The following is an 18909-nucleotide window of genomic DNA, read 5'->3' as shown; positions in this document are numbered from 1 at the left end:
ATGAAAATTGCAGTCGTTGGTACCGGCGCTGTAGGCCAGGTCATGTCAAAAAGACTTAGTGAATTGGGGCACCGGGTATTTATGGGCACCAGAAATGTTGAACAAAGTCGAAAACGTAAGGAAAGTGATGCCTGGGGTACTCCGGGAATAGGTAGTTGGATTGAAGATCACCCCAATATAGACCTGGTCACTTTTAAGGAAGCAGCAGAAAAAGGGGAGGATCTGCTTATTTTCGGTATTAGCGGTATGGCCGCTCTGGATGCTCTGGACCAGATCGGGAAAGATCTGCTCCGGGATAAAATTATGATCGACATTTCCAATCCTCTTGATTTTAGCAAAGGATTTCCGCCGTCTCTATCGCTCTGTAATACCGAAAGTCTTGGAGAAAAAATTCAAAATTCCTACCCCGATCTCAAGGTGGTAAAGACTTTGAATTCCATCAGCTCCCCAATAATGGCCAATCCCAAGCTCATTGAAGGGGATCATGTAGTATTTCTCTGTGGGAATGATCTAAATGCCAAAGCTAAGGTGTCAACCCTCCTTCAAAGCCTTGGCTGGAAGCAGGATAATATTATTGACCTGGGAGATATTACAAATGCGAGGGGAACAGAAATGCTACTGCCCCTCTGGATAAGACTTATGGGAAAATATCAGTCTCCTATGTTCAATATTAATGTTGTCAAGGCTCCTGTGCTTTCCCCAGGTGCGTAGGATCCATTTCAATCGTAAATTTTCAGGAAGTTTTCCAAAATAAATAAAAAGTATTTTCATAAATTCTACGGCAGAACCTTACCTGCTCATGAAAAAGTTTTTCCTTTTCCTGATGATTTGCCTGCTGCTGTTTGCCGGGATCACCTATTGGTCTCTTTCTGTAGGACCTTCAGAAATCAGGATCTCTGAGGTGTCCGATCCCAGGGTGACGACCGAAGATGATTTCCGGAACCTGAAGCTGATTAATGTAACTCCCACTAATCAATATGGCGCCAGCGGAATAAAGAGATTCATGCAGGGAGAAAACTACCGCAGGGTATGGGAAAGGCCTGTTTCGGCTGAAATCTTTTTTCTGGATTCTTTTACTATTGTAAAAGAAGGAGGCGGGAACCAGACCAGATCGTTAAAAATAAAAAACAAGGATAGTATTCTCTATAGTCTGCGAAGTATAAATAAAGATCCCGATCCTCTCATCCCGGCATTAGCACGGCTGCTAAAGCTGGAAAATGTTATTGTAGACGGAGTTTCTGCACAGCATCCCTTTGGAGCTTTGTTAGCTGCTTCTCTGGCCGAAACTGCAGAGATCCTTCATACACATCCCAGAATAGTTTATGTTCCCGGTCATACTTCCCTTGGAAAATACGCTACCAATTACGCGAACCGGCTCTATCTTTTGGAATACGAAACCGAAGGAGAAGTCAACTGGACCTCCTTTCCTAATGTCATCGAGATCGTAGAGACCGATGATTTGCTTGAAATGAAAGCAGAAATGGGAGATAAACTCCACATAGATATTCGAAAGCTAGTAAGGGCAAGATTATTTGACCTTCTCATTGGAGACTGGGATAGACATGCCAAACAGTGGGGATGGGTGCTTCAGGAGCAGGAAGATAAAGTTCGTGCCATTCCCTTACCGGCAGACCGTGACAACGCATTTTTCAGGATAGACGGGGTACTGCCAACAATGATCACCAACAAACTTGTACAGCCTATGGTAAGGCCGTTTGAAAAGGATATAGATCACTTGCCCGGTTATACATTTTATCCTTTTGATTATTATTTCCTAAACAATGTACCGGAGCATATATTTACTGAAGAAGCAGAAAACCTTCAGAAGCTGATTACAGATGAAGAAATTGAGAAGGCAATTCAAAAATGGCCGGGACAGGCCGCCGCTCTAAACGGAAAAGAAATTGCTGAAAAACTCCGGCACAGGAGAGATAAGTTAACAGAATATGCAAAAGATTTCCGAAGTGAAATTCAAAAAAATAAATCTTCCGGTAAACCTTTAAAGGGAACTGAAGATCTTGACCTGCCGCCCTCTCTTCAAAAATGCTTTGAATGCAACTAATTTCCTCATTTAAAATTCTTTAGATAAAAGACCTTCTCTTTTCGGCTCCTTATCTCCTAAAATCGTAAATTTATAGTAGAACAGTGATCAATCTTGCTACTCATGAAAAAGTTCCTCCTTTTTCTCGTAATTTCAGTTCTTTTTAGCTCCTGTACAGCAGTGAAATTTGAAGAACCGCAACCGATAGCTGCGCCTTCATTATCTGAGTTCCCTCCAAAAATGAACGGATTTTTTGTTTCTAATGATGGCGACACGCTTCATATTCAGAAACACTCTTTCAAGTATAGTAGTGGACCGGAAGTCGATTTTGAGGCTAAACTTCCATCTTCAAATGCCGTTTTAAAAAAAGTTAAGCGCTATTATATTCTCAATATTGAAGATGAAAAAGGTTGGGATGTCTTCCCTCTAAAAGTGGCCCGACAAAAGATAAAAGTACATTATGCAATCCTGGACGATAGATCTGAGCAGTTAATCCTCGATCTCAGGCAGTCCCCATCTTCTGTGAAGGAGAAATGGACCGAGGATGGAAAATTTGATCACTACCTGATTCGTCCTACAGATAAACAATTCCGCAGACTCTTAAGAAAGAATCTCTTTTCAGAAAAAATAGTTTTTAGTAAACTTCAGTAATCAATCCTTCATTTTTCTACTCTCTGTGGCCATCCATTTATCCCAGAAAGTAAAATAGAGTCCGTAATTGGTCATAAATTCCGTATGATGATGATGATGGTGTGTAGCACCAATAAAGAGCTTTCCAAATTTGCTTTTTTGGAACCACAGCGGGTAGATCTCTATATCAAGATGATTCACCACACTGCTAACAGTCATGATCAAAAGGTAGAATCCCAGAACATAAATGTTCACGGGCAAAAATAGAAGGATTAAAGGAAGGATCAAAGCCTCAATGAGACTTTCCCAGGGATGAAAGGAAAAAGCGGTCCAGGGTGTAGGAATCCTGCTGTCATGGTGAACCTTATGAACTATCCTGAAAACTTTTGGATGATGCATCCACCTGTGCACCCAGTAATAATAAGTTTCATGAATAAACAGGATGATCAAAAGGCTTACGGGCAAATACCAGTACCCATACCGGGAGGGATCCAAATAAACAGCAGTATAACCTTTTAACCACAACCAGTAGGTCCCTGCACCAACAAGAGCAAATATTGCTGAGGATTTTATGCTCCAGACAATCTCATTCTTAAGCTGCTTTTTATCTGCCAGCCTTTTACTCAGCCGTCTTTTGTCATACCTGGAAAAATTCTTAACATAATAGTAATAGTAGAATATTCCGGCAGCTACAAAATATCTAAAGAGAATCGCTATAAAAAATATTGCAGCATAGACTAGCAGGATTCCCGGTGTATTTACTTCATTGGGTGAGATTTCTATCATAGCCCCTAAATTTAATAATTACATTCTTAAAACTTTCTCAAAAGAGTTCATTGGATCTGTCAGTTCAATTATTGTCACTTTTCTAAGGAGTATATTCTTCTGCTTTGCCTTATTTCTTTAATTTTACAGACAACTAAACAAATATGACAGCGACAGGATCCTTCCCTTTAGATTTTAATGAATATCTTAAACAGAATAACCACATTGGAATAAAAGGTGGACGGGAACGACCCGGTTTTCTGAAAATTTGGATGGTGGAAGTAGAAGGACGCTACTTCTCGAGAAGCTGGAATAAAAGTATTAAAAGCTGGTATACCACATTTCTTACCACCGGAATCGGTCAAATTCAGTACGGAGAAACTGTTATAAATATCCTTGGCAAAAAACTTCCGGCCAATGATCCACTTCAGGAAAAAATTGACCATGCTTACCGAAAGAGATATGCTCAGCCCGAGAATATTTATTATTCCGATGGCATTACTAAGCCTGAATATGCTGACTATACCATGGAATTTTTTATAGACCAAAATTAAAGTTTAAAACATGAACACAATTGCGCTAATCGCTCACAACAGCCGAAAAACCGATCTTCTTAACTGGGCTAAAGTACATAAAGATGCCCTGTTAAAATATAAATTAATTGGAACCAGTAATACCTCCAAGTTGCTTAGCGACATGCTGGATATAAAGGTTACCGGCTTTGGACATGGACCCAGTGGTGGTGACATTCTCCTTGCCGCAAAGATCCTTCAGGGAGAGGTGCAGATGATCATCTTTTTCATAGATGCCGAAACTCCTCACGGGCATGAACACGATATTCAGACGCTAATAAGAACTGCCGTGATAAACAACATTCCTATCGCCCTTAACAGAGCCTCGGCCGATCTTCTAATTTTGGACGAAAAAGACCAGGAAAAATAGAATTAAAAAACAAGCATGAAAAAAGCCCTTTTTGCCACCCTATGCAGTATCTTTCTTTGCACCTCCTGTAATTCAGAAAAAGAACCTGCAGATATACTTATCCTTAATGCCACTGTACTCGACGTAGAAACCGGTGAAGAAACCCCTGGACGTTTAATAGCCATTTCGGGAGATACTATCCGGGCAGTTGAAAGCATGGACAGCGAAGATCAATTTGAGGCAGCCCGGTTTATTGATGCCCAAAATGCCTTTGTCATGCCCGGCTTATGGGATATGCACGTACACTTTAGGGGCGGGGATACCCTGATACAGGAAAACAAAAACCTGTTACCGCTTTTTCTTGCTTATGGAGTTACCACAGTAAGGGATGCAGGAGGAGACATTACTCCCAGTCTTCTGGAATGGAGAAAAGAAATAAAAAATAGACAATTAAATGGACCTGCCATTTTCACCTCAGGACCAAAACTCGATGGTCCATCACCTGCATGGCCGGGTTCTATCGAAGTGGCAACAAGGGAAGATATTCCGGCGGCACTGGATTCCCTGGATCGCCTGGATGTAGATTTTGTGAAAGTGTATGATGGTAGCCTTTCTGAAGATGTTTTCTACGGAATTATCACGGCTGCCGAAGAAAGAGGTTACAAAACCACGGGCCATATGCCTATGACAGCCGACTTTATGAAAGCTGTGGATCTTGGGCTCGCCGGTTCAGAACATCTTTATTACGTGCTCAAAGCCTGTTCTCCAAAAGCGGACAGCCTTACGCAGGTCAATCCCACTTACGGAATGATGAACGAGATCATTGACTCCTATGATCCCGATCTGGCACAACGGGTATACGCAAAGCTGAAGGAAAAAAAGGTATACATCACCCCTACCCTTCACATTGGGAAAACACTTGCCGAAATGCTGGATGTAGATCACAGCCGGGATACTTTACTTACCTACATGGGGAGCGGCATAAAAGAGACCTACCGCGGAAGAATTGAAGGTGCTAAAAGAGCAAGAGCTGCCGGTAGTACCATGCGGGAGAAGATGGGACAAATCTCAGATGAGATGACAAAACCAATGTTTGATGCCGGAGTTCCGCTTTTGGCAGGTTCAGACTGCGGCGCTTTTAACTCATACGTTTATCCCGGAGGTTCATTACAAAATGAACTGGAAAGATTAGTGGCTACAGGGCTTACACCAACAGAAGCTTTAAAAACCTCGGTCGTTAACGGACCTGCCTTCTTTGAACTGGAAGAGTACTACGGCAGCATAGAAAGCGGCAAGGTGGCAGATATCCTGATACTGGAGAAAAATCCATTTCAGGACATTGAACACCTAAGAGAAGTAAAAGCGATTATGGCCAAAGGTCAGCTTTTTGAAAAATCCGACTTGCAGGAAATGATGCAGGCCGTGAAGGAGTAGAAATTCTCTATTTCTCAATTGGTTTAAAGAGTTTAGCTTCTGCATTTTTCACCTGTTATTCCCTAACTTGTAGTGGTTAGTGAACGCATAAAAAAAGTTGACTATGAAAATTTTACTCACAGGGGCTACAGGATACATTGGGAAGCGATTGCTTCCGGTCTTGCTTGATCAGGGACATGAGGTCGTTTGTTGTGTAAGGGACAGAAATCGATTCCCTACAGAAGGCATGTATGCCAATCCTAAGGTCAATGTTTTTGAAGTAGATTTCCTTAAAGATCTGCCTTCTTCCGAAGAGATCAAAGATATAGACGCTGCTTATTACCTTATTCATTCCATGAGTGCGGGAACAGGGGATTTTGCCGAAATGGAAGAAACATCTGCTAAAAACTTCCTGAAACTTGTGGAGCCTACTTCCGTAAAGCAATTAATCTATCTCACCGGCATAACTAATGAGGAAGAGCTATCAAAACACCTTTCTTCCAGAAAAAATGTGGAAGAGATCCTTGGCAATAGAAAAATTCCCTTAACTGCCTTAAAGGCCGGAATAATTGTGGGATCCGGGAGTGCCTCTTTTGAGATCATAAGGGACCTGGTCGAGAAATTACCGGTAATGATCACTCCCAGATGGGTCAATACCAAAAGTCAGCCGATAGCCATAAGAAATGTGCTGGAATATCTTTCGGGAGTTCTCCTGCGGGAGGACACCTTCAACAAATCCTATGACATTGGCGGTCCCGACGTACTCACCTATAAGGAAATGATGTTGCAATTTGCAGAAGTCCGCGGCTTTAAGCGCAGGGTAATTACCGTGCCCGTAATGACTCCCCGCCTCTCCTCGTATTGGTTATATTTTGTCACATCAACCTCTTATAAACTGGCAGTAAACCTGGTTGATAGTATGAAGATCGAAGTCATTGCAAAGGATAACAATCTGGGAGAAAAGCTTGGAATTAAGGCAATCTCTTATAAGGAAGCTGTGCAACTAGCCTTTCAGAAGATCGACCAGAACAGTGTGATCTCCAGCTGGAAAGATTCTTTAGCTTCCAGCTATGCAGATAATTCCCTATTGGAGCATATAAATATACCCACAGACGGTTGCCTGGTAGATCGAAGAGAAAAAAAGATCTATGGAGACCCCGACCAGGTTCTTAAGAACATTTGGTCCATTGGCGGAAAGCAGGGCTGGTACTATGGCAGCAGGTTATGGAAAATCCGCGGCTTTATGGACAAGATGGTTGGAGGGGTAGGATTAAGACGGGGAAGAACACATCCAAATAAAATTAACACAGGCGATACACTCGATTTTTGGAGGGTTTTGGCTGCCGATAAAAAGAACCGCCGACTCCTTCTTTACGCCGAAATGAAATTACCGGGCGAAGCCTGGCTGGAATTCAAAATTGCAGAAAAAAATGGAGAACATTTTCTTCAGCAAACGGCCACTTTTAGACCCAAAGGTCTCGCAGGCCGCCTCTACTGGTATGCTGTACTCCCCTTTCACTTTTTTGTCTTTGAAGGAATGGCGAAAAATATAGTGAACGCAAATCTCGTTGCTGCAAGAGAGTTTCATTAAATCCCTTTATAAAATATTTCTACCCAATCATTTGGACTTCAATAAAATTAATCAAAGTATTCTAAGAACCCTAAAAAGAGTACTTCTCCAGTAAAATTGGCATTCTGTAAATATTTTCCTAATTTGTAAGAAACAAGTTAATATTTTATAAATTTTCAGGTGTAATTCCCTACCTCTTGTAGCCTGATCAATAAACTTTGAATGGGCTTTTTTTCGTTTTTTAAGGAACTCAAAAGAAGAAATGTTTATAAGGTCGGGACGGTCTATGCCATTACTGCATGGCTAATCGCACAGGTGTTTTCTATTGCCACCGATGCCTTTGCGGCTCCTGCCTGGGTAATGAAAATGCTCATCATTATTCTTATAGCAGGATTTCCCATTGCTCTTATTTTTGCCTGGGCTTTTGAAATGACTCCAGATGGCCTACGCCGAACCACCGCAGCATCGTATGGAACAGTTCCGGCTAAAAAAGGCCTCAAACTAAATATCTGGATAATTGGACTTTTGGCCGTTGCACTGCTACTACTGGGTGCTGAGAGAGTCTTCTTCGCAGAATCTACTTTTTCAAATACCGGAAATGACAAGGTTAAAGCATCGATTGCCGTTCTACCTTTTGCCGACTTCAGTCCCGAAAAAGATCAGGAGTATTTTGCAGATGGAATTTCCGAGCAAATTTTAAATTCTCTTGCTAAGGTAGAAGGAGTACAGGTTGCGGGGCGATCATCTTCTTTTCAATTCAAAAATGAGAACCGGGATCTAAAAAAGATAGGGGATTCGTTGGGAGTGAATCACTTATTGGAAGGGAGTGTTCGAAAAGCCGGAAACAATCTTCGAATTACTGCCCAGCTTATTAAAGCAGATAATGGTTTTCACATCTGGACAGAAACATATGATAAAACTTTTTCCGCAAATGACATTTTTGAAATACAGGATGAGATAGCTTTTGAGGTACTACAGGCTTTAAAAGTGCATATTCTGGTGTCGGAGAAAGAGAACCTGCCCAGCAGACCCACAGAAAATGTGGAAGCTTATCAGCTTTATTTGAAAGGCCGATCTGTTAGTCAACGTTTTAATCCTGAGGATCTGGAAAAAGCTATGGAATTCTATGACAGGGCCATTGAACTTGATCCAGAATTTGCCCTGGCCTATGCTAAAAAAGCACGTGTTCTGGTACTTCTTAATATCTTCGGAAATCTTTCTAATAATGAAATGTTGCAACGCAGCAGGGAAGCGGTAAACTGGGCTTTGGTACTCAATAAGGATCTGCCGGAAGCATACGCTGCCCTTGGATTAATCCATTGGGCATCCGAAAATTATTCCCTATCTACGGCAGCTTATAAATTAGCATCATCTTTAAAACCGGGAGATGGTGAAATCTATGCTGAAATCGCCATGCCTCTTCTCAACGAAAATAAAACCGAAGAGGCATTCCGGAATCTTTCTAAAGCCTATAGGTTGGATCCTCTGTCTCCCTTAGTAAATCTCAACTTTGGCTGGCATTATTTCTACAAAGAAAACTACGCCATGTCAAAAGAGCATTTTATGAAGGCTATTGAATTGGAGCCCGAGCTTTTGGCCGCCTATGATGGTCTTAGTCTTATAGCCATGAACCAGGGACTTATAGGTGATGCATTTATAACCGGGTACAAATCCCTACACGGAATAAATAAAAAAAATGCATGGATTTATGAAGGCCTGTACCAACATGCTCTCACTCTGGGTTTGGATTCACTAAAAAACAAATATTATAATATTCTGCGTACTAATTTCCCGAATAATATTTACTCCTACTACGCCAAGGTAGAGAAGCTTATGGAGGAAGGGCAATATGAACAGGTAATTAAATACACCAGTGATTATGAGCTCAAAAATGGAGGCATCCATTCAGATCGCGCCCTGGAAACTATGACAGCAGCACTCCTACAAATGAAAAAATCTAAAGAAGCCCTGGAGGTAATAAAACAAAGGTATCCGATTGCTTTAAATCCGGACACTACGAATTACGCAAATCGAAATCTGGCCGTTGTAAACTATGCCGCCCTCGCCTATTTGCAGCTGGGAAAAAGAGAAAAAGCTTTGCAACTTTTGAATACTGTTTGCAAGTATTCAGAAGAAAGATTAAAAGAAAATGATAGGACAACTACTGTTTACGACTGGCACCTGGCTGCTTGTTCAGGATTGCTGGGTAATAAGGAAAAAACTATTGCTTTTCTTAAAAATAGACTTGAAAATCGTCAACTTCATCAGCATCATTATGTCTACGGAACTTTTAATGATCTTTTCTTACGACTTTCAGAAGAAGAACTGAAGCCCTATTTAAGGCAGGAAAAAGAAATTTTTAAACGACAGCGGGAGAAGGTCATTGCCTTTCTTAACGAGAAAAAAGATTTCTCAGATTAATTCTGTTGAATTTAACCTGGCTGTTGCACTATAAAACAATATGTTTTGGAATAAATTGAATTCATTAATTTGGTCGCTGCCAGCAAAAGCTGGTTTTCAAGAAAAAAATGTCTACAAGAATAAATTTCTCCGAAACAGGAAATACTCCCTTTGAAAAATTAATAGGTCATAATTCCTCAGTCCTTCAAAAATGGAATGAACTGGAAACAGTTCTTTTCACCGAAACTTCTCTTGACACTAATTTACTGGAACAGGTAAGAAGAACACTAGCCTTTGGAAATGGCTGTGAATACTGCATGGTAAAAGCAGGTAAACCCCAGTTCGATAAGGCAGACCGGCGAATCCGGGCTGCCACAGCTTTTGCTGAATTATTCGCTCTTGATCATCAATCGATTTCTGAAGCTCATTTCAGTTTTTTGAAGGAGTATTTTTCTGAAACTGAAATAGCAGAATTGATCAGCTTTATCAGTTTTATCACAGCTTCTCAGAAATTTGGAAAAGTAATGAACCTGACGGAAGATCTTCAGGAGAACAGAGACCTGGCTCCGCAGGATTAATCCTTTATTCTTGGTAATTTCCGGCATTTTTGGTATCTTAAAGAAACATCTTTAAAATAAAGAATACCATGAAAGAGAATGTAGGTAAACAAGATCAATTGATACGCAGTTTGGTTGGCCCCGGACTTATGGTTCTGGGTTATTTTTTTCTAAAAAAACAGAAAAGTAGCCTTGGAGGAATAGCATCTATCGTTACCGGAACACTTTTAGCAGAAAGTGCTATTACAAGGGTTTGTCCTGTTAATGAATTCTTCGGAATAGATACCCGGGAGAAAAAGAAAAGCCCTGCTGAAAAGTCATTTCAAAAGATTAAAAAAGCACTTGCTTAATCCTTAGGCTTAATTTCGTTTCTTAGCAGCAGAAAGAAATGTAATGTCAATAAACCGGCAGATCTTACCTGCTATCGTATTTGCCCAGTTCTGCTGCACCTCTCTCTGGTTTGCGGGAAATGGGATTATGCAGGACCTACTTAAAACTTTCGATCTAGCTCCTGCTGCTCTTGGCCATCTTACTTCGGCAGTACAATTCGGTTTTATTACCGGCACCCTGGCTTTTGCCTTCTTAACCATTGCCGACAGGTTTTCACCCTCAAAAGTTTTCTTCTATTCTGCCCTTTTTGGCGCCTTATTTAATCTGGGCATGACTTGGGAAGGCAATACAGCAGGAAGCCTGCTATTACTGAGATTCCTAACCGGTTTCTCGCTCGCAGGCATTTACCCTGTCGGAATGAAGATTGCATCAGATTATTATCGCAAAGGTTTGGGAACTTCCCTCGGCTTCCTCGTTGGAGCACTTGTGGTAGGTACTGCATTTCCACACCTGCTTAGAGCTTTTACAGGAAATGAAGCCTTACCATGGAAGCTGGTATTATTTATTACTTCGGCACTGGCTGCTTTCGGTGGGATCATTATTCTACTTCTGGTGCCCGATGGTCCTTACCGCCGTCCTATGTTGATCAAAAACTTTTCGGCTTTTATTTCAGTATTTAAAATTAAGGAATTCAGAGCTGCGGCTTTTGGCTACTTCGGCCACATGTGGGAACTCTATGCATTCTGGGCCTTTGTACCTTTTATTCTGGCCATGTATAAACAGCTGCATCCAAACCTGTCTTTTGACACCTCTTTAATGTCTTTTATTGTTATTGGAAGCGGTGGGATAGCATGCGTAACGGGAGGTTTTATTTCCCGAAGATTGGGCAGCAAAAGAACTGCAGCAACTGCTTTGTTCCTGTCCGGCTTATGTTGTTTGCTTTCTCCACTTTCCCTCTTACAGAGTTCAGTAGAAATTCTACTCATTTTTCTCATATTTTGGGGCCTGGTGGTTGTAGCCGATTCTCCTCTCTTTTCCACACTCGTGGCAAAACATGCACCCGAAGAAGCCCGTGGCACAGCCCTCACCATTGTTAACAGTATTGGTTTTGCCATTACTATCTTCAGCATTCAATTACTCAATTTTTTATCTCTTCAGATCTCTCATTATTATCTTTTTCTATTCCTTGCACCCGGACCTGTTTTAGGCTTGTATTTTCTTTACAGAAAGAGAAATGCGACCAAACTTTGAACTTTTCTTAAGTAAAAACTCATAACATCTTTTTATATTAAAAGAAAAAATGTCAGCAGATATTGCCGGACTCAGTTTTGTAATTCTCGGACTTCTTTTATTGTTAGGTTATTGGATTCGTCTTAAGGTAGAATTCTTTCAGAAATATTTTATTCCATCTTCGGTCATTGCAGGTTTTATTGGGCTTATTCTTGGTCCGCAGGTGCTGGGAGCACTAACGGGAGAGGAAGTGCCGGTGATCTCGAACGGCTTTTTCCCCCAGGAAATGGTGGAAGTATGGAAAGAGATTCCCGGCCTGTTCATCACTCTTATCTTTGCTACTATATTTCTGGGGAAAAAGATCCAACCCGTCAAAAAGGTGTGGGAAGTTGCAGGCCCCCAAATGGCCTTTGGGCAAACCATCGCCTGGGGACAGTATGTGGTGGGTATACTCGTGGTCCTGCTTGTCCTGGTGCCGTTCTTTGATATACATCCTTCGGCAGCTGCGTTAATCGAGATTAGTTTTCAGGGAGGAATGGGTACAGCAACAGGGCTTGCTCCCACTTTTGAGTCCATCGGTTTTTCGGAAGCACGGGATCTCGGGGTAGGTCTTGCTACTATAGGACTAACGTCGGGCTTGATCCTGGGAATAGTGATCCTCAACTGGGGTATCAAGCACGATAAAACTTCGGTCATGGAAATGCCAAAGGAGAAGTCGGGTCTTAAGATGAAAGGTCTTTTTGATAATATGCCTTCAGCAGGGAAACTAACTACACGAACATCGGCAATAGAAACCCTGAGCATCCATTTCGCCTTCATTGCCGCAGCAATTTTTGTTGGTTTTCTTCTCCTTGAAATGCTTCAGGTCCTGGAAAATAATACCTGGGGAGCCTGGACCGATTTTACTCTAATGGAGCATTTTCCGTTATTTCCCCTTGCTCTCATTGGAAGTGTGATCGTACAGAAATTCCTGGATAAATATTCAGATTATCCAATAATAAGCCACAAGCTTATAAAAAGGATCAATGGATTTGCCCTTGATGTTATGGTGGTGAGTGCCATTGCGAGTCTATCCCTCACCGTTATTGGGAATTACATCGTTCCATTTCTCCTCCTTGCAACAGCAGGAGTCGCATGGAACCTGCTGGCTTTCTTTTTCATTGCCAGGAAAATTCTACCCGATCACTGGTTTGAAAGAGGAATTTGTGACTTTGGACAATCTATGGGAATGACAGCTTTAGGTCTGCTCCTGGTGCGTTTGGCCGATCCCGAAAACAAATCGCCCGCACTTGAAGGCTTCGCTTATAAACAGATCATTTTCGAACCCATTGTGGGAGGAGGATTATTCACAGCAGCTTCGGCACCTTTAATTGCGCAGTGGGGATTGATCCCGGTCCTTATTCTTACGGCAAGTTTGGGTATAGGCTGGTTTCTCTTTGGCTATTTTCGCTTTGGGAAAAAAGCTAACCGGGAATAATCTGGCAATGATCAAATATCATCCTCTTCCAGAGATCGCATTTTATGAATATAGGAGGAGAGCATCTTACTGGATTCCTGCTGGATCCTAAGTTTCATGGATTTGGTCCATCCCAGAAGATAACCTTTGAAGCCCAGGGCCTGCCGGGACCAGTTCCACAGATCAAAATGATCTGTATGTTGCAGGATCTTTCCATTCTGAATGTAAAAAGCCCCAACTACCTCATTGACAACCCGGCGTTTAGCCGGGCCATAATTATAAACAGCAGTCCATTTGGCGCTCCCGTTATAATCATTGGCCTGTATTTCGCTGAAGCTTATACTCAGCTCTTCCCCGCTTTTTTCCAAAAGCATATACCACATAGCCCTAACCCTATCCCCTTTTATATGTCCGAAAACAGGATCATAGAAGACAATGTCTTTATGGTAACAATCGTTCATGGCTTTTGGATTACCACTTTGGAAAGCCTGGTAGAAATCCCGAATTATTTTTTCGTTGAGATGCTGCATAGCCTAAAGATACATTAAAAACTTTGCGACGGCGGTTCAGATCTTTACTAAGGAGAAGATTAATAAAAATGTCTGCCCCCCGACCTATTGAGGTTTAGAAAGATCATTTTACCAATTAAGAAACGGGCGCCTTTTTGGCAAAAATAAGAACGTTAATACCTATTCCATCTTCTCTTAATAATTGGTGCAGAAATTTACTATTTTGAAGCACCTTAAAAATTTTTCTCTTACCTGATGGAATTCGACTACGATTATATCATTATTGGCAGCGGCTTTGGCGGCTCGGTTAGCGCCTTACGTCTTTCAGAAAAGGGATACCGGGTGCTGGTGATAGAAAAAGGAAAGTGGTTTGAAGCTAAAGACTTCCCAAAGACCAACTGGAACCTCAGGAAATGGCTCTGGATGCCTTCCCTGCGTTTCTTCGGAATAATGAAACTTTCTATTTTCAGGCATATTTCTGTAATTTCAGGAACTGGTGTAGGCGGCGGATCATTGGTTTATGCCAATACATTACCGGTTCCAAAAAAGGCATTTTTCACCTCCGGCTCCTGGGGGCAGCTGGAAAACTGGGAGGAAGAATTAAAACCATTTTATCAAACAGCTCTTAAGATGCTGGGAGCTGTACCGAATCCCAAACTCTTTGATGGCGATCTGGCACTACTGCAGCTGGCAGAAGATATTAATCGTGCTGATAAATTTGAGCGCCCTCACGTTGCTGTTTACTTCGGAAAGGAAGGAGAAACAGTGAAAGATCCCTATTTCAATGGCAAAGGTCCCGATCGCACAGGCTGCAATTTTTGCGGTGGCTGTATGACCGGATGCAGACATAACGCCAAAAATACACTGGACAAGAATTACCTTTGGCTGGCCCAACAACATGGAGCTGAAATATTATCAGAACATGAAGTGACTAATGTGATTCCCGAGGGAAAAGAGGGAGAGAATGGTTATAAGGTGACAGCAAAGAGCAGCACCAAGTTATTTGGTAAAAAGAAAAGCTTCAGCAGTAAAGGAATTATTTTTTCTGGCGGAGTTTTAGGGACAGTAAAGCTCCTGCTAAAACTGAAAAGATCTACCTTACCTAATCTTTCAGAAAAACTTGGAGATGACATCCGCACCAATAACGAAACCCTCATTAGCGTCTCCACTGCCGATAAAGAAAAAGATCTTTCAAAAGGAGTAGCTATTGGCAGCCTTTTGCATACGGATGATAACAGCCATCTCGAAATTGTGCGCTATTCCAAAGGCTCCGGATTTTGGAAATTAATGCACCTTCCCTTTGCTGCAGGGAAAAATCCGCTGCAACGTGCCTTTAGCGTGGTAAGTCAGTTTTTTATTTCTCCTTTAAAATGGCTGAATGTCTACCTGTTCAACAGCTGGTCCCGAAGTACTACCGTCCTGCTTTTCATGCAGACCGTGGATAGCACCCTAAAACTGACAAGAAACAGGTTGGGGATTATCGCTACGGGAGTGAGCTCGGGGAAAAAACCAACTTCAGATATTCCGGAATCCAGGGAGCTCACTAAAAGATACAGCAGGATCATCAATGGTAAAGCCACTTCCTTTGCGCTGGAGAGCATCGCGGGCATCCCTACAACCGCACATATACTGGGCGGTGCGGTAATGGGCAAAGATGCGACAGCAGGAGTGATCAACAGTAAAAATCAGGTTTTTGGATATGAGGATCTGTATGTGGTTGACGGCTCCATGATCTCTGCCAACCCGGGCGTAAACCCCAGTCTCTCTATCACAGCCATTGCGGAAAGAGCCATGAGTCTTTTTCCTCCCAAAGTGAATGTGGCCGTGGAGATCGAAGTTCCTTTAAAGAATGTTTAGTAATTTTACAGGCTTCAGAAAGAGGTGTTAAAAATGACATTTCTGAAAGCTAATTTTGATGAACAATGATCACAGTAGATATATGGAGTGATGTGCGCTGCCCCTTTTGTTATATAGGAAAAAGGCATCTGGAACAGGCACTGGAAAAATTTGAAAACAAGGATGAAGTGAAAGTTGAATGGCACAGTTATCAACTGGACCCTAATCTCGAGACCCGGCCCGAAATTTCAACCATAGATTATTTTGTGACAGCCAAAAATGTTTCGGAAGAACAGGCCAGGGAGATGATCGCCGGAGCACAAAAAATGGGCAACGACAGCGGACTGGAATGGGATCTTGAAAATACGGTTTTGGCCAACTCTTTCAGGGCGCATCAGGTAATTCAGCTGGCAAAGGAAAAAGGTCTGGGAAATGAAATTGAGGAAGCTTTTTTTAAAGCTTATTTTTCCGAAGGAAAAAATATAGACGACGAGGAAACTATGGTAGAAACTGCAGAAAGTATTGGGCTGGCTTCTGAGGAGGTGCGGGAAGCTTTGAAAAATGAATCCTATTCCTATGCGGTGAAACAGGATGAAATGCAGGCGCGGAATATAGGTGTGCGCGGAGTTCCGTTTTTCGTATTCAATAACAAATATGCGGTTTCCGGAGCTCAACCTTCCACGGCATTTCTGGAGGTACTACAAAAGGTGAAGCAGGAGCAAACCACCTAACCTAAGATCCAACTTTCACAAATTCTTCAGACAATAAAGTTCCAAAAATGGCTTTTTTGGAGTATCTTTTAGCTTCATTAAAAATCAGAAAAAATGAGCTATTATTTCTCCACTACCCTATCTGAGGATTTCGATAGTGCTATTGAAAAAGTGACTGAAGAGCTAAAGAAAGAAGGCTTTGGTATACTTACCGAAATTGATGTAAAGGAAACTTTCAAGAAAAAGCTGGATGTTGATTTCAGAAAATACAGGATTCTCGGCGCCTGTAATCCGCAGATGGCTTATCAGGCAATTCAGAGTGAAAGTCGCATAGGTACTATGCTGCCCTGTAACGTAATTGTACAGGAATTGGAAAACGGCAGAACAGAGATTTCGGCCGTAGACCCCGTTGCTTCTATGCAGGCGGTTGAAAACAATGAGTTAGGATCTGTGGCCAAAGAAGTTAGAAATAAACTTAAGTCGGTTATCCAGAACTTAAATTAGATTTACAGATCATCATTAAGATCCGGAAACCAAAAGATTTCCGGATCTTTTTGTTTCTAAATCTTTCGTTTTCAGTGTAACAAAAGTTACTGCCAAGTGTAGCGTCAAGGATTAGATTTGCTCTGGATTTCTTTAAAAAGAAGGTCTTAGATATTATTAAAGGTTTATGTATGGAGCGTGATTATTATAATCAGACCCACTTCAGAAGGATAATTACCTTTAAAAATATTTTGGGTCCTGGATGAAAGACAGATGATGATGAACTGGTCAGGGAGCATTGGGAATGAGAAGTGCATCGGCAAGAAATATCCTTAAATCGGCAGGATAAGTGGCGACTGGATTAGCCTCGAAAGTAAATTAAATTAATGAAAAAAAGATTGTTTACGGATTGGACCTGGACAAGGGCATTTTCCCTTTTAATGGGGATTCTGGTTATAGGCCAGGGTATAGATGCCGGTCAATGGCCGGGAATAGCTCTGGGAATTTATGTGGCAGCAATGGGACTGTTTGGCTGGGGATGTGCTTCGGGTAGTTGCGGCACTTCAACCTGTGACACCAATTATGATACAGATCTTAAAAAATAAATAATGGACAGGTTTAAATTTATTTAACACACAACACCACTAATGAAAGAACATATCTATACTGTAGACCTTGAATGGAGGTGTGACTGAAAATGATCTTAAAACCCAGGAAAGAATTGGCAGAATCTTTGATAAACTAATTTAAGTACCCCCTACACTTGTTATCCCGTACGAAGATTTTTTTCTTCTGCGGGATTTTTTGCATTATGAATCTTCTTAATTACTATTTTTGAGAATATGATCTTCAAAAATGGCAAAATTAGCACCTGTTCCTAATTGCGATGTTCCCGCCTTATGGCTCGAACACAAAACGGCTCTAAGAAATTACATTTTTAAAAGAGTAAAAGATGAGGATCTCGCCAATGACATTCTTCAGGAGGTTTTGCTTAAGGTATATAGCTTTTGCCTCAAAACTTCAGGAGTTAAAAACGTGAAGAGCTGGCTTTACCAGATCGCCCATAACACTATGATCGACCATTTCAGGAAAGAAGCCACGACCAGCACTTCAAACCGGGAGGTCGAATTTCCGGAAGAAGATGAGAACCTCGCTTTCAAAGAAGCTTTAGAATACATCATGCCGCTCATGGATTTCCTTCCAAAGGAATATTCGGTTCCTTTAAAAATGGCGGATATAGATGGCATGAAACAAGCCGAAATCGCTGAAAAATTGAATTTAAGTCTCTCCGCTACTAAATCCAGAATACAGCGCGGTCGCAATCTTCTAAAAGCCGAATTCATCACTTGCTGCCATTTCGAAACCGATGCTTCTGGCGGTATTCTCTCTTTCGAAATCAAAGATTCCTGCACGCCTCTACAGGAGTTGAAGAAAAAAAATTAAATTTTCCTGCATCTTTTTGCATCCCCTTGCGTCTTGAGTGTGAATCTAAAAACTTTAAAAGATGAAAACATTTCACGTTCACGTAAGGGTAAAGAATCTAAACGAGAGTATTGAATTCTACAACGCGCTTTTTAATACAACTCCAAGTTTAGTTAAAGCAGATTATGCGAAATGGATGCTGGAAGATCCCCGGATCAACTACGCAATTTCGACAGGACACGCTGAAATTGGAATAGAACACCTGGGACTTCAAACCGATAACGAAGCTGAGCTGAAGGAAATTTATGCAAATATGCAGCAGGCCAAAGGCACTGTCAGAGAAGAAGGAGATTGCACATGTTGCTATTCAAAGAGCCAGAAGAGCTGGATCACAGATCCCCAGGGGGTAGACTGGGAGGCATTTTACACCTATGGAAGTGCAACCGTATATGGCGAGGGCATTAATGCCAAACCTGCGCCGGAAGTGATGGAGCAATGGACCGGCAATGACGGCAAAATTGTTGAAAAGATTGAGCCTGTAGCAATCCTGGAAGGAGAAAGTGAAAAAAAAGAAGGATGTGGTACTACTGCCTGTAACAAAAGTTAATCTCAGTAGTCTTTTTTTAAATAGAGTGA

At 41.7% G+C, this 18909-nt stretch carries 20 protein-coding genes; 18 read left to right on the top strand and 2 right to left on the bottom strand.

Annotated elements, in window-relative coordinates:
• The 3 genes from G564_RS0116675 (at position 1) to G564_RS0116665 (ending at position 2692) form a co-directional block, all read left to right on the top strand.
• Positions 1 to 711: an NADPH-dependent F420 reductase gene (locus G564_RS0116675; RefSeq protein WP_029038658.1), complete on the top strand. Its 711-nt coding sequence runs from the start codon at positions 1 to 3 to the stop codon at positions 709 to 711.
• Between the two features lie 88 nt (positions 712 to 799).
• Positions 800 to 2062 (top strand): hypothetical protein, encoded by a 1263-nt coding sequence (locus G564_RS0116670; RefSeq protein WP_037374204.1) that lies wholly within the window; start codon positions 800 to 802, stop codon positions 2060 to 2062.
• 102 nt (positions 2063 to 2164) lie between these two features.
• Positions 2165 to 2692: a hypothetical protein gene (locus G564_RS0116665; protein WP_029038656.1), complete on the top strand. Its 528-nt coding sequence runs from the start codon at positions 2165 to 2167 to the stop codon at positions 2690 to 2692.
• On the opposite strand, the gene G564_RS0116660 is transcribed toward G564_RS0116665, so the two are convergent.
• Positions 2693 to 3457: a sterol desaturase family protein gene (locus G564_RS0116660; RefSeq protein ID WP_029038655.1), complete on the bottom strand. Its 765-nt coding sequence runs from the start codon at positions 3455 to 3457 to the stop codon at positions 2693 to 2695.
• 143 nt (positions 3458 to 3600) lie between these two features.
• Between G564_RS0116660 and G564_RS0116655 the strand changes: the two genes are divergently transcribed.
• From G564_RS0116655 to G564_RS0116615, 9 genes are all read left to right on the top strand, one after another.
• Positions 3601 to 3990, top strand: coding sequence for a DUF2255 family protein (locus G564_RS0116655; protein WP_029038654.1), 390 nt, complete (start codon positions 3601 to 3603; stop codon positions 3988 to 3990).
• 10 nt (positions 3991 to 4000) lie between these two features.
• The gene (locus G564_RS19545) at positions 4001 to 4378 is read left to right on the top strand and encodes a methylglyoxal synthase (protein WP_037374201.1); all 378 of its coding nucleotides are present in this window, start codon (positions 4001 to 4003) and stop codon (positions 4376 to 4378) included.
• 15 nt (positions 4379 to 4393) lie between these two features.
• Positions 4394 to 5791: an amidohydrolase family protein gene (locus G564_RS0116645; protein ID WP_029038653.1), complete on the top strand. Its 1398-nt coding sequence runs from the start codon at positions 4394 to 4396 to the stop codon at positions 5789 to 5791.
• Positions 5792 to 5894: 103 nt separating this feature from the next.
• On the top strand, positions 5895 to 7361 hold the full coding sequence (locus G564_RS0116640; protein ID WP_029038652.1) for an SDR family oxidoreductase: 1467 nt from the start codon (positions 5895 to 5897) through the stop codon (positions 7359 to 7361).
• A 201-nt stretch (positions 7362 to 7562) separates the two neighbouring features.
• Complete coding sequence (locus tag G564_RS20020; protein WP_051205570.1) at positions 7563 to 9761, top strand: tetratricopeptide repeat protein; 2199 nt, start codon at positions 7563 to 7565, stop codon at positions 9759 to 9761.
• A 107-nt stretch (positions 9762 to 9868) separates the two neighbouring features.
• Positions 9869 to 10318, top strand: coding sequence for a carboxymuconolactone decarboxylase family protein (locus tag G564_RS0116630; RefSeq protein ID WP_029038651.1), 450 nt, complete (start codon positions 9869 to 9871; stop codon positions 10316 to 10318).
• Between the two features lie 68 nt (positions 10319 to 10386).
• The gene (locus tag G564_RS19535) at positions 10387 to 10647 is read left to right on the top strand and encodes a YgaP family membrane protein (protein ID WP_037374199.1); all 261 of its coding nucleotides are present in this window, start codon (positions 10387 to 10389) and stop codon (positions 10645 to 10647) included.
• Between the two features lie 43 nt (positions 10648 to 10690).
• A complete protein-coding gene (locus G564_RS0116620; protein WP_029038650.1) occupies positions 10691 to 11878 on the top strand; it encodes an MFS transporter in 1188 nt (395 codons plus the stop codon).
• A 49-nt stretch (positions 11879 to 11927) separates the two neighbouring features.
• Complete coding sequence (locus G564_RS0116615; RefSeq protein WP_029038649.1) at positions 11928 to 13334, top strand: sodium/glutamate symporter; 1407 nt, start codon at positions 11928 to 11930, stop codon at positions 13332 to 13334.
• An 11-nt stretch (positions 13335 to 13345) separates the two neighbouring features.
• On the opposite strand, the gene G564_RS0116610 is transcribed toward G564_RS0116615, so the two are convergent.
• Positions 13346 to 13843, bottom strand: coding sequence for a nuclear transport factor 2 family protein (locus G564_RS0116610; protein ID WP_029038648.1), 498 nt, complete (start codon positions 13841 to 13843; stop codon positions 13346 to 13348).
• Positions 13844 to 14077: 234 nt separating this feature from the next.
• Between G564_RS0116610 and G564_RS0116605 the strand changes: the two genes are divergently transcribed.
• From G564_RS0116605 to G564_RS19525, 6 genes are all read left to right on the top strand, one after another.
• Positions 14078 to 15679 (top strand): GMC oxidoreductase, encoded by a 1602-nt coding sequence (locus tag G564_RS0116605; RefSeq protein ID WP_029038647.1) that lies wholly within the window; start codon positions 14078 to 14080, stop codon positions 15677 to 15679.
• Between the two features lie 65 nt (positions 15680 to 15744).
• A complete protein-coding gene (locus tag G564_RS19530) occupies positions 15745 to 16389 on the top strand; it encodes a DsbA family oxidoreductase (protein WP_156879278.1) in 645 nt (214 codons plus the stop codon).
• Between the two features lie 93 nt (positions 16390 to 16482).
• Positions 16483 to 16872 (top strand): DUF302 domain-containing protein, encoded by a 390-nt coding sequence (locus G564_RS0116595; RefSeq protein ID WP_029038646.1) that lies wholly within the window; start codon positions 16483 to 16485, stop codon positions 16870 to 16872.
• A 365-nt stretch (positions 16873 to 17237) separates the two neighbouring features.
• Positions 17238 to 17456 carry a hypothetical protein gene (locus tag G564_RS0116590; protein WP_029038645.1) on the top strand — a complete coding sequence of 73 codons (219 nt, stop codon included), beginning with the start codon at positions 17238 to 17240 and terminating at the stop codon, positions 17454 to 17456.
• A gap of 250 nt (positions 17457 to 17706) precedes the next feature.
• Entirely contained in the window at positions 17707 to 18294 is a 588-nt protein-coding gene (gene sigZ, locus G564_RS0116585) for an RNA polymerase sigma factor SigZ (RefSeq protein ID WP_029038644.1), read from the top strand.
• 61 nt (positions 18295 to 18355) lie between these two features.
• The gene (locus G564_RS19525) at positions 18356 to 18880 is read left to right on the top strand and encodes a VOC family protein (RefSeq protein WP_211224635.1); all 525 of its coding nucleotides are present in this window, start codon (positions 18356 to 18358) and stop codon (positions 18878 to 18880) included.
• Positions 18881 to 18909 lie beyond the last annotated feature (29 nt).

Source organism: Salinimicrobium xinjiangense DSM 19287, assembly GCF_000423585.1.
Classification (GTDB): domain Bacteria; phylum Bacteroidota; class Bacteroidia; order Flavobacteriales; family Flavobacteriaceae; genus Salinimicrobium; species Salinimicrobium xinjiangense.
The sequence above is the reverse complement of the archived record's forward strand: the minus strand, read 5'-3'. Positions and strand labels throughout refer to the sequence as shown.